9 protein-coding genes and 1 pseudogene are annotated in these 11,437 nt (G+C 67.0%); 5 read left to right on the forward strand and 5 right to left on the reverse strand.

Annotated features, from left to right (window positions below; genetic code table 11):
- A pseudogene (locus tag B1964_RS30910) lies at window positions 1-142 on the reverse strand (HNH endonuclease); the annotation flags it as partial.
- Window positions 143-717: 575 nt separating this feature from the next.
- Here B1964_RS30910 and B1964_RS04895 point away from each other — a divergent pair.
- From B1964_RS04895 to B1964_RS04915, 5 genes are all read left to right on the forward strand, one after another.
- Window positions 718-1,296: a phosphatase PAP2 family protein gene (locus B1964_RS04895; RefSeq protein ID WP_079929063.1), complete on the forward strand. Its 579-nt coding sequence runs from the start codon at window positions 718-720 to the stop codon at window positions 1,294-1,296.
- 46 nt (window positions 1,297-1,342) lie between these two features.
- Window positions 1,343-3,871, forward strand: a complete 2,529-nt coding sequence (locus B1964_RS04900; protein WP_139765629.1) for a PQQ-binding-like beta-propeller repeat protein — start codon at window positions 1,343-1,345, stop codon at window positions 3,869-3,871.
- A 3-nt stretch (window positions 3,872-3,874) separates the two neighbouring features.
- The gene (locus B1964_RS04905; RefSeq protein WP_079929064.1) at window positions 3,875-5,008 is read left to right on the forward strand and encodes an FAD-dependent monooxygenase; all 1,134 of its coding nucleotides are present in this window, start codon (window positions 3,875-3,877) and stop codon (window positions 5,006-5,008) included.
- 57 nt (window positions 5,009-5,065) lie between these two features.
- Complete coding sequence (locus B1964_RS04910; protein WP_253193887.1) at window positions 5,066-5,782, forward strand: hypothetical protein; 717 nt, start codon at window positions 5,066-5,068, stop codon at window positions 5,780-5,782.
- Window positions 5,783-5,856: 74 nt separating this feature from the next.
- Window positions 5,857-6,930, forward strand: coding sequence for a phosphotransferase family protein (locus B1964_RS04915; RefSeq protein WP_079929065.1), 1,074 nt, complete (start codon window positions 5,857-5,859; stop codon window positions 6,928-6,930).
- 8 nt (window positions 6,931-6,938) lie between these two features.
- On the opposite strand, the gene B1964_RS04920 is transcribed toward B1964_RS04915, so the two are convergent.
- The 4 genes from B1964_RS04920 to B1964_RS04935 all read right to left on the reverse strand — a co-directional run.
- Complete coding sequence (locus tag B1964_RS04920; RefSeq protein WP_079929066.1) at window positions 6,939-7,616, reverse strand: TetR family transcriptional regulator; 678 nt, start codon at window positions 7,614-7,616, stop codon at window positions 6,939-6,941.
- 68 nt (window positions 7,617-7,684) lie between these two features.
- Window positions 7,685-8,830, reverse strand: coding sequence for an acyl-CoA dehydrogenase family protein (locus tag B1964_RS04925; protein WP_079929067.1), 1,146 nt, complete (start codon window positions 8,828-8,830; stop codon window positions 7,685-7,687).
- An 11-nt stretch (window positions 8,831-8,841) separates the two neighbouring features.
- Window positions 8,842-10,050 carry an acyl-CoA dehydrogenase family protein gene (locus tag B1964_RS04930; protein ID WP_079929068.1) on the reverse strand — a complete coding sequence of 403 codons (1,209 nt, stop codon included), beginning with the start codon at window positions 10,048-10,050 and terminating at the stop codon, window positions 8,842-8,844.
- Window positions 10,047-11,437: class I adenylate-forming enzyme family protein (locus B1964_RS04935; RefSeq protein WP_079929069.1), on the reverse strand; the 1,391-nt coding region annotated here is incomplete at its 5' end. The genes B1964_RS04935 and B1964_RS04930, both read right to left, overlap by 4 nt.

Consider the following 11,437-nt stretch of genomic DNA (forward strand, 5'->3'; position numbering starts at 1 on the left):
GGACTTGTTTCATCGCACCGAAAGCTTGTGGCCCGGTCATCTCCGGATTCCATTGCAGGTCGCTGAGTCGGGCGACGATGGCGGCGAAGATCGACTCGGCATCAACGGTTTCCGCGTCAAGAGTTGCGGCGGTGTCGATCATGAACCCCTCCCCAGTGGCTGATCGGTGTGATAGGTCCAGTCTACAGGAAAGTATGTTCGATGCAAGGGGTGTTGCCGATCAATTATGCTTGTGGACAACGTGTTTCGACGTCAATTTTCTGTCGGTGGGATGTGGTAGGGGGTGTGTCTTTCGCTTGTCTTGCTGTCGATGTGGTTGGGGGGCTTGTTGTCTCGCCGGGTCTCGAGGCTCGCCGCACGCGGCTCGCACCTCGACCATCGAGGGGGAACAGTTCTCGACCATCGAGGGAATGGTGCTCGAGCATCGGCGGAGAGGGGCGCTCGACCGTCGGGGGAGGGGTGCTCGACCGTCGGGAGAGGGCGCCTGGACTGTCAGGCGTGATGAGTTCGCGGCTCCACTGTGCAGACGCGGCTGGTGCAGCAGGGGCGTCTGCAAATTCGGCTCGCGTTCAGATCGTGCGATGGTGGATGTGGTTGGGAGTCTTGTTGTCTCGCCAGGTCTCGAGGCCCGGCGCACGCGGCTCGCACCTCGACCATCGAGGGGAGGGTTCGCGATCATCCGGAGGAACCGTGACAACCGATCAGTAAGGTGGCGTCATGACGGCCAAGCTTGCCTTCGAACGGCTTCGGATAGACGACGATGTCACCAACTGGATGGTCGAGGGCAGGTCGCAGCCGTGGATCGGGGTGGCGCATGTCGTCACCTTCTTCGGAAACTCGCTGACGATGACGGCCATCTGCACGGTGGTGGTCGTCTGGCTGATGATTCGGCGCCACGTAGATGAGGCGGTGCTGCTGGCCGTCGGGTCATTGGTGGGCGCGGCGGTGATGGTGACGTTCAAACACGTTGTCGCGCGGAGTCGTCCGCCGGTCACCGACCGGCTGTTGCACATCGAGAGTTATTCGTTTCCGAGTGGGCACGCGATGATGTCGATGGTCGTCTACTGTCTGCTCGCCGTCGTCGCCTACCGCCTCAGTCCGTGGGTCCGGGGCCACCGGTGGGTGTTGCTCGCCGCGCCCGCGTTGTCGTTCGCGATCGGCGTGACCCGGGTGTACCTCGGCGTGCACTGGACCACCGATGTGCTCGCCGGCTGGGCGTGCGGCGCCTTGTGGGTACTGCTGTGCGTATGGGCCTCGACACGGGTCACGGTGCGCAGAAATGGTCCGATCGGATGACAGTCGACGCTGCAACGTCGAGGTCCAACTCGGCTTAACTGAAACGATGTCCGACTCGGATGAACTCGCCGGCGACAACGCCTCGGACGCGACGGAGTTCATCGCGCGTCCCGCGCCGCCCACGACGCTGGGCCCTCAGTCTCCGGTACCGCCACCGCCTCCACCGGTCACCGGGCCGCAGGCGGCGTATCAGCCGACCATGGCGCGACCGATGCCGCCGGCGGGCGCCGGATATTTCGGCCCGCCGTCGGGCCCGTATTCCGGACCACCTCCCGGGATGCCATCGGGGATGCCGCCCGGATATCCGAGCGGCGGATTCCCGGCCCGGCCTCCCGGCATGACGCCACCCCGTCGGCGCCGTGCGCTGCCGTGGATTCTGACCGCTGTCGCCCTCGTCTGCGTCGCCGGATTGGTTGCCGGTGGACTCGTCTGGTGGACCAGCCGCCACGACGACTCGAGCCACGCCGCCCCCCTCGACGGGCAACTCACCGGCACGTTCCCGACCGCGCCGACGGCGAAGTGGCAGGTCGGCGCCTCGCAACTGGGTGGCGAGCAGTTCGTCTCGCCCGACCCGAGCAGGGCCCAGTACCTTTCGCTCGGTGCGGTCCACGACGAGCACACGCTGGTGACCTTCGTCAGCGGCCCGTCCTCGTCGGGCCGCACGCTGGCCGGCGTCGACACCGAGACCGGCAAGCACTGGACATCGTCGCGAACCGTGCAGGGCTGCTCGGACACGATCGTCAACGGCCGGATCGCTTGCTATGACCAGTCGACCATCACCTTCTTCGACACCTCGACCGGCTCCGTCGTTGCCACCGCCGACAACCCGTCGCCCGGGGCCTACGAGATCGTACTCAACACCGACGGCGCCTACCTGCGATCGTTCACCGATGGTGGGTTGTCCATCATGAAGGTGGACAACAGCGCGCACGCGGTGTGGACCAAGTCCTACCCGCTCGGCGACAGCACCCCCGGCGGGGATGCGTCCAGCTTCACTGCCACGTCGTCGCTGGTGGCCAGCGGTCAGACCTCGGTGCTCGTCGTGTCGGCCGCCGACGGCCGAGAACTTCTCAACCGTGCCGGATACGCCGTCACCGAGCCGTTGGCCGATGGTTCCATCGCGGTCATCTCGGCCTCGGGTTCGGGAGGGCTGGCCACCAACGCGGGCCCCGTGGTCGTCGTACGACCCGACGGCACCACCGTCGAGATCCCCGGCTCGTCGGTGTCGGTGCCCACGGTGGCCTCGCCGAATCAGCGAGGCCACCTTCTCGTCGACGGTAGGTGGACCTCGGTGGCTGACAAGTCCAGTACTTGGACGACCGCGGTCGGCGGACCCGACTCGCCGTACGGCGCCACCACCGCTGTCCTCGCCGACGATCGCGAGGTGGTCATCGCGCAAGGTGAGGACCTGACCGTGGCCGATACCGCGACGGGGCAGACCCGCTGGACACAGAAGGTAGCCAGTTCTTACACAACGGGTTTCCCGGTCACCGACGGACAGCGGTTGATCGCTGCCGATCCCACGGGTGGGATCACGGCGCTGGCGTTGGCCGACGGCAGCAACGACTGGTCGCTGCCCGTGTCCACCGTGGGCGGCGCCTCATCGGACTCGTCGCCGGCCGCGCAGACCTTCGCCGTCGGATCGACTCTGGTGACCTTGACGGGCACGACGATCACCGGCTTCGCACCCACCGGCGGCCCGGCGGGCCCGCCGGGAATCGCGCCGGCCCAGACGCGGACAGCCGCGGAGGGCACGGTCACCCACTGTGCGACCGCACCGACGTTCACGCCGCAGCAGTTCCGCACGACCCCGGCCGGCCTGGTCGCGACGATGAAGGTCGTCGCCACATGTGCCGACGGAGATGTCATGTCGGGCACCGGAACCCGCATCTCGATCGCGGATTCGGGATCGCTCGTCGCCTCCGGGCGATTCGACTTCTCCCGGGCGCCGGCCGCCATCCCGCCGAGCGACGTCGGCGAGGGTATCACCATGGAATTGACCTACCCGCCCGGCTCCTTCTATCGGACGCCCGACACCCTCGGCCAGGCCAACGGCACGGCCGCGGGAACGTTCACCGTGGACTGCGACCCCGGGCCCCAAACCACGACATCGCTACCGAAGCCGGAAGGCGGTTCGGCCGCGCCACCCCAGGTCTCCACGGGTCCGGAGCTGCCGCCGGGCGTCGACCTCGGTTCGACCACCGGTGATGCGCTTCGTAGACAGGCGAATTCGGATCGTACCTTCATCCTCTCCACTCTCAACAACCGGTGGGTGGCGCAACTGAGCTCCAAACGGCCCGGCCTGTTCGCCGACGGCAAGACCTGGGACAACCAGGCCATCCTCGACGAATTCCTGGCACTGAGATTGCGGTTCAACGATGTTCGGCTGCTGTACTCCGACGAATGGAGCGTCTTCAGTCAGTCCGGCTGGTGGGTGACGGTGGCCGCGGCGACCTTCCCCGGGCCGGACCAGGCCAACGCATGGTGTGCGGCACAGGGATTCGACGGTGAACACTGCTTCGCCAAGCTCGTGTCGACCACGGCGCCGCCGGACGGGTCCACGCGCTACCGTTGAGCGATGCGGGTCATCGTGGTGGGTGCGGGCATCGGCGGTCTCGCGATCGCGGTGGGACTCCGGCAGGCCGGCGTCGACGTTCAACTCCTGGAGCGTGCCGACCGAGTGCGTGCGCACGGTTCCGGATTGTCGTTGTTCGGCAACGGGTTCCGTGCGCTCGACGCGATCGGGATCGGAGACCAGGTGCGCGCTGCCGCCGGTCCCGCGGGTGTGGTCGATCGATCCGGAACACGCAGGCCTGACGGCTCCTGGTTGACGCGGATGGCGTCGACCCATGATGTGCGGGTGATCGACCGCGCCGACCTGTATCGCATTCTGCTGGCCGCGGTCCCGGCCGGATCGATACGCGCGGGCGCGCGGGTCGTCGAGGTCGGCGACACCTCCGTGGTCCTCGACACCGGCGAGCACCTCAGTGCCGATGTGATCGTCGGCGCCGATGGCCTGCGGAGCGCGGTGCGCTCCAGCGCTTTCGACGACCCTGGAGTACGCGACAGCGGATACGGTGCGTGGCGCGCGATCACCACCCGACCGGTGGCGACCGACACCGCGGGTGAATCGGTCGGCCGCGGTGCGAGGTTCGGGATCGCCCCGCTCGCCGACGGCCGCGTGTACTGGTTCGCGTGCGTGTCGTCGCCACCCGGGTCGAGCCCGGCGGGCGACGCCGCCATGGAGGAGGTACGTCGCCGCTTCGGTCACTGGCACCAGCCGATCGAGGAGATCCTCGACGCCACGGACCCGGCATCGGTGTCGTATCTGCCGATCGAGGAGCTGGCGGCGCCCCTGGCCTCGTTCGTGTCGGGCCGGCGGGTGTTGATCGGGGATGCCGCGCACGCGATGACTCCCAACCTGGGCCAAGGCGCGAACCTGGCGATCGAGGACGCGGCCACTCTCGCCACCCTCCTCATCGCCGCCGCGAAGCACAACAACGAGCTACCCGCCGTCCTCGCCCGCTACGACGCCCTGCGTCGACGGCGCACGCAACGGATTGCGCGCCAGGCCCGGGTACTCGGTGCGGTGATGCAGGCGAGTCATCCGGTCACCGCGACGCTGCGTGACCTGGCCATGCGGTCGGTTCCTGCCCGCGCGGTGGACTCCCGGGTCCGCGCGGTCACCAGCTGGTCCCCGCCGACAGCGTGACGCTCTTGACGTAACGCAGGTCACTTGTCTAGATTCATATTTCATATTTTATGTTGCGTGCGAGCCGTTCGGGGGGTCGGTGTGAGTGGTCTCGTGGTGGCGGGAATCGTGGTCGGGGCGGTTCTCGCCATCACCCTTCTCGGTGCGATCGGCCTCGTCATCGCCTACGGTCTCGCCACCCGACCCGACCGATTCGCGGTGCGGGAGGTGGCGCTTGGTGACGTCGACCGCTACATCGCGACGCGGGCGGCCTTCGCCATCAGCCTCGAATACACGACGCCGTTGTCGCGGCGTGAGGTGTGGGATCGGCTCGCCCATGCCCACTATCTGAGCTCGCTCCCGTTTCTTCGGGGGCCGATCTGGATCCACGCCGGTGCGTCGGAGGGGAACGCACCGGCGGGTCCGGTGGTCGGCGATGGGCGGACGATGTCGGGAACCTTCCTCTCGGTGGCCCAGCGCGCCACGGAGGTGATCGACGGCGAGCGGATCACCCTGACCGGCACCGGCGTCTCGGTTCCGTTGGCCATCAAGGACTTCGCGGAGCGATTCACCATCTCCGACGGCCCGCGACCGCGCACACTGACCGTGCGCTGGGAGATCGCCGGATCGCCACGATGGGTGGCCTTCTTGCCGTGGCGGTGGGGAGTACCTCTGGTCCGCCCGGTGCTCGCGTTCGTACTGCGGCACATCCTGCGGCTCAAGCCGTTTCGACGTCCACGCGACAATCGGGGCCCGGACGAGCACCAGAACAGCGGTACCGCCGTCCCGCACTGATCGAACCGCCCTCATCCGAGTGGCTGTGATGGTTACCCTCGACTGAGACGAGAACGACGAGGAGGGCCGGACAAGTGGGACTGCAGGTGGCGGGTGCGGGTGAGGTGCGTGCCGAGGACAGCTTCGACGTCGGCAAGGTCGCCGAATGGCTGCGGGAGCACGCGCAGGACACGACCGGACTCGACGCCGAGCCGCAGGTCCGTCAGTTCTCGGGCGGTGCCAGCAATCTCACCTACCTGCTGTCGTATCCGGGCCGGGACCTCATCCTGCGTCGCGCGCCGTCGGGCACCAAGGCCAAGGGCGCTCACGACATGGGCCGCGAGTACCGCATCCAGTCGCGGCTCGCGCCTGTCTTGCCCTATATCGCCCCGATGGTGGCCCACTGCGACGACCCCGACCTGATCGGCGCCGAGTTCTATGTGATGGGCCGTCTGGAAGGGATCATCGCCGGCCGGGACTGGCCGTCGGACGTGCCGTTGCCGCCGGAGTCGGCACGACGGTTGTGCCACAACTTCATCGACGTGCTGGCCGAGTTGCATTCGGTCGATCCGGGTGCCGCCGGACTCACCGATCTCGGTAAGGGATTCGGGTATGTGCAGCGTCAGGTCGATGGGTGGTCGGCACGATTCCGCAACGCCCGCACGCCCGACGTTCCCGACTACGAGTCGACGATGGTCTGGCTCGCGGAGAATGAGCCCGACGACGTCGCGAACTGCGTGATCCACAACGACTTCAAACTCGACAACGTCGTGCTGTCGGCCGACGACCCGACCCGGGTCATCGGCATCCTGGACTGGGAGATGGCCACCCTGGGAGACCCGCTGATGGATGTGGCGGGGTCGATGGCCTACTGGGTGCAGGCCGACGACGACGAGCAGGTCAAGGCGATGCGTCGGGTGCCGACCACGATGCCGGGAATGATCACCCGCGCCGAGTTCGTCGAGCGCTACTGTGCGGCAATGGGATTCGAGATGAATCCGGAGCGCTGGCGGTGGTATGAGGTGTTCGGGTTGTTCCGCTTCGCGGCGATCGCCCAGCAGATCTATTACCGCTATTACCACGGCCAGACCACCAACGAGATGTTCGCCCTGATCGGTCAGTCCGTGGGAATGGTCGAGAAGCGACTCGATGCCCTGATCGGCGGCTGACGGCGAGATCAGAGTCCGGCCAGGTACCGATCGAGATGGTCGTGGGCCACCAATGCGCGCAACGCGATCCGCAGCTGGGTGGTGACGTATCCGTCGAGGTCGAAGGCGGGCGCGAAATGCCAGTGCTTGAGCGCCCACCCGTGCGCCAGCATCATCAGGTCGAACACGACGAGATCGGCGTCGACGTCGTCATGCACCAACCCGGCGGCGATCGCGGCGGTGATGGCCCCGCGCATCGGCGCGGAGGTCTGCACCTCGAGCTGTTTGATCCGTTCGCGTCCGTCGGCGTCGAGGGTCCGGCTCTCGCGGTAGGTCAGGACCACCGCGTCACGGTTGGCGTCGACGATCGCGACGTACTCCCGGAACCCGGCCATCAACTGCTCGACCGGGTCGTCGCCGGCGAGTTCCATCGCCGGGGCGAGCTGATCGCGGAACTTCTCGAGGATGTCGACGATGGCCGCGAGGAGGATCTCCTCCTTGCCGCCGAAGTACTTGTAGAACAGGCCGACGCTGACGCCGGCCTCCTCGGCCAGCGCCTGCATCGACATCTGGTGGAACCCCGTGCGCTCCATCACCGCCACCGCGGCATCGAGCAGCTGGCGGCGACGCGAGGACACCCGCACCGCGCGGACCGCCTCCTCCACCGCGGTGTCGGTCGCCGACCGTGCCGCCGCCGTCTTGGCCACCGCAACCCTCCTCGTTCACAAGTGGTGAACTGGAGTTCACCACCACGCCGTCACCGTAGGGTAGTCGATCAGATGCCGAGGTCCTTGGCGATGATCGTCTTCATGATCTCGGTGGTGCCGCCGTAGATCGACTGGATGCGCGCGTCGAGAAATGCCTGTGAGACCGAGTATTCGCGCATGTAGCCGTACCCGCCGTGCAGTTGCAGGCACCGGTTGGCCGTGCGGAACTGCAACTCGGTGGCCCACCACTTGAGCTTGGCCGCGCGGGCCGCCGTCAGCTCGCCGGCGACGTGTTCGGCGAGGCAGTCGTCGAGATAGGTACGTGCGATGTCGAGTTCGGTGGCGATCTCGGCGAGCACGAACTGCGTGTTCTGGAAGGAGCTGATCGGCGAGCCGAATGCGGTGCGATCGGTGACGTAATCCATCGTCCGCGCGAAGATCCCCTCCGCGGCGGCAACCGCGCCGACGGCGAGCGAGAGTCGCTCCTGAGGCAGATTGTGCACCAGCTGGTAGAAGCCGGCGCCCTCCGCACCCAGGCGGTTACGCACCGGAACCCGCATGTCGACGAACGAGAGCTCGCTGGTGTCCTGCGCATGCAGGCCGATCTTGTCGAGCTTGCGGCCCTGCTGGAAACCCTCGGTGTCGGCTTCGACCACCAGCAGGGTGAGTCCCTTGTGCTTCTCGGGCCCGGTGCGCACCGCGACGACGAACAGATCACCGTTGCGCCCGTTGGAGATGAAGGTCTTGGACCCGTTGACGACGTAGTGGTCGCCGTCGCGCACCGCGGTGGTGCGGATGCCGGTGAGGTCGCTGCCCGCACCGGGTTCGGTCATCGCGATGCCCAGGACGGTCTCCCCGGAGACGATGCCGGGCAACCAGCGCGCCTTCTGCTCGTCGTCGGCCATCTCGGTCAGATACGGCAGCACGACGTCGTTCTGCAGGGAGAAGGCGATGGCCTCGGCCGCCGCGCCGGTCCGGGCGGTCTCCTCGATGACGATGGCGTGATAGCGGAAGTCGTCGACGCCGGGGCCGCCGAAGTCGTCGGGCACGCTGAAGCCGAGTAGTCCGTTCTTGCCCGCCTCGGTGAACAGGGTGCGATCCCAGAGCCCCGCCCGCTCCCATTCATCGTGGTGCGGGGTGATCTGCTCGGCGACGAACTTGGTGACGGTCTCGCGGAATTGCCTGTGTTCGATGTCGTGGGTCAGTGCGCTCATGTCGATTCCTCTCAGCGGAAGGCGTTCTGGCCGGTGAAGGCCTGACCGAGGACCAGCTGATGCATCTCGGGGGTGCCCTCGTAGGTCAGCACCGACTCCAGGTTCACCATGTGCCGGATGATCGGGTACTCCAGCGAGATCCCGTTGCCGCCCAGAATGGTTCGCGCGGTGCGACAGATCTTGATGGCCTCGCGCGTGTTGTTGAGCTTGCCGAAGCTGACCTGGTCGGGACGCAGACCCACCGAGTCCTTCAGTCGGCCCAGATGCTGGGCGAGCAGCTGGCCCTTCTGCATTTCCAGGGCCATGTCGGCGATCTTGGCCTGCGTCAGTTGGAAACCGGCGATGGGTTTGCCGAATTGCGTTCGCTGCGTGGCATAGTCGACGGCCGCCTGCCATGCGGTCCGGGCGGCGCCGATCGAACCCCAGATGATGCCGTACCGCGCTTCGGTGAGGCTCGACAATGGGGCCTTGATGCCCTGCCCCTTGTGCAGATCGTCGTTGCCGGGCATCAGCGCCTCGGCCGGCAGACGCACGTTGTCCAGAACGATCTCGCCGGTCGTCGAGGCCCGCAGCGACAGTTTGTGCTTGATCTCCGGGGTGGACACGCCGGCGGTGTCGGTGGGCACGATGAAGCCGCGAACGCCCTCCTCGGTCCGGGCCCACACGACCGCCACATCGGCGATGGGGGAGTTGGTGATCCACATCTTGCGGCCGTCGAGAATCCAGTCGTCACCGTCGCGTCGGGCCCTGGTCTTCATCGATGCCGGGTCCGAGCCGGCGTCGGGTTCGGTCAGCCCGAAGCAGCCAACGGTGGTGCCCTCGGCCATCGACGGCAGCCACCGGTTCTTCTGCTCCTCGCTGCCGTTGTTGTAGATGGAGAACATCGCCAGCGAGCCCTGCACCGACACCATCGACCGGATGCCGGAGTCACAGGCCTCCAATTCGAGACTGGCCAGGCCGTAGTGCACCGATGATGCTCCGCCGCAGCCGTATCCGTCGAGGTGCATGCCGAGCACGCCGAGCTGACCGAATTGCTTGAACAGATCCCGCGCGATCGGGATCGAGCCCGCCTCGAACCAGTCGGCGATATGCGGGGTGACGTGCTCGGCGAGGAATCCGCGCACCGAATCACGCACGGCGAGTTCGTCGTCGGAGTAGCCGAGGTCGAGATTCAGCGGGTCGATCGCGGAGAACTTCGGGGTGGAGGTGGTGGCGCTCACGGGGTCGCTCCTTGTTCTTGGGCCTGGGGTTCTTGGGCGTCGGGTTCTTGGGGGCGGGGTGTGGGTTCGGGGGTGGCGAATTCTCCTGCGGCCATCTCCGATGCCGCCGAGGTGGTGGCCTTGTAGTGCAACTTCTTCCCGGTCGCCGACACCGGGAGTGCGTCGATGATCCGGTAGGCGCGCGGCCGTTTGAACTGCGAGAGCATCGGGTGGGTGCGACAGTAGGCGTCGAGTTCGTCGGCGGTCGGGTGGGCGCCCTCGGCGGGAACGACGTAGGCGACGACGAGTTGGCCCCAACGATCGTCGGGGACGCCGACGACGAGCGAATCGGCAACGGCCGGATGCCCGTTGAGCGCCTCCTCGACCTGCACCGGGTGCACGTTCTCGCCGCCGGAGATCAGCATGTCGTCCTTGCGACCGACGATCGTGACGAACTCGTCGGCGTCCCAGGTCGCCAGATCGCCGATGTGCAGCCAGCTGCCGTTGTACTTGGCCTTCTCCTGCTGCGGGGAATCGAAGTAGGCGGCAGCGCATTTGGGCGAGCGGATGATCACCTCACCGACCTCGACGCCGTCGCGGGCGACCACCTCGTCGGGGCTCGCGAGCCGGCCGTCGTCGTGGACCCGGACCACGCGCACGTCGTCGTCGATGCAGGCGCGCCCGGCCGTACCGGCGTGGGCGGGTAGATCGGTGGGACGCAGGAAGGTGTTCCAGAATCCCTCGGTGCTGCCGTATCCGTTGAACACGCGAGGCGTCAGGATCTCTTGATACCGCAGGGCCGCTTCGCGTTCCAGCGGTGCTCCCATGGTGACGATGCCGCGCAGGCTCGACAGGTCACGCGGGCGGGCCTGCTGCGCGGTGGCCAGCATCGCGAGGTTCGTCGGTGCGCCGATCAGGAAGGTGAGGCGGTGGCGTTCCACCCAGTCGAGGGTCGTCTCGGCATCGAAGGCGCGCATCGGTACCAGCGACGATCCCAGATAGAACGTCGGATTGGGGCCCGCACAATAGAGTCCGCCGCGATGGAACCACGGTGACATGTTGAGCGTGCGGTCCTCCGGCGTCAGAGGGAAGTGCATGATCACGTCGTGAGCGGAGAAGATCTCGATCGCGCTGTTCATCGGCACCGCCTTGGGCATGCCGGTGGTTCCCGAGGTGTAGAGCCGGGTGGTCTCGTCGAAGACGGTGCGAGTGACCCGTGGTGGCGCCGACTCGCGCGGGAGGTCGTCGAAGCGCAGTGATGTCGGGCCGTCGACGAGTACGCCGGTACCCACGCCGATCAGGATTTCCGGCGTGTGGTGTGCCAGGGCGATCGCCGCGGTGACCATTGGCGTCAGGTCGGTGTCATAGACATACACCTTCGGGGTGCTGACGTCGAGGATGACCGCGG

Source organism: Gordonia sp. i37, assembly GCF_002043085.1.
Lineage (GTDB): Bacteria > Actinomycetota > Actinomycetes > Mycobacteriales > Mycobacteriaceae > Gordonia > Gordonia polyisoprenivorans.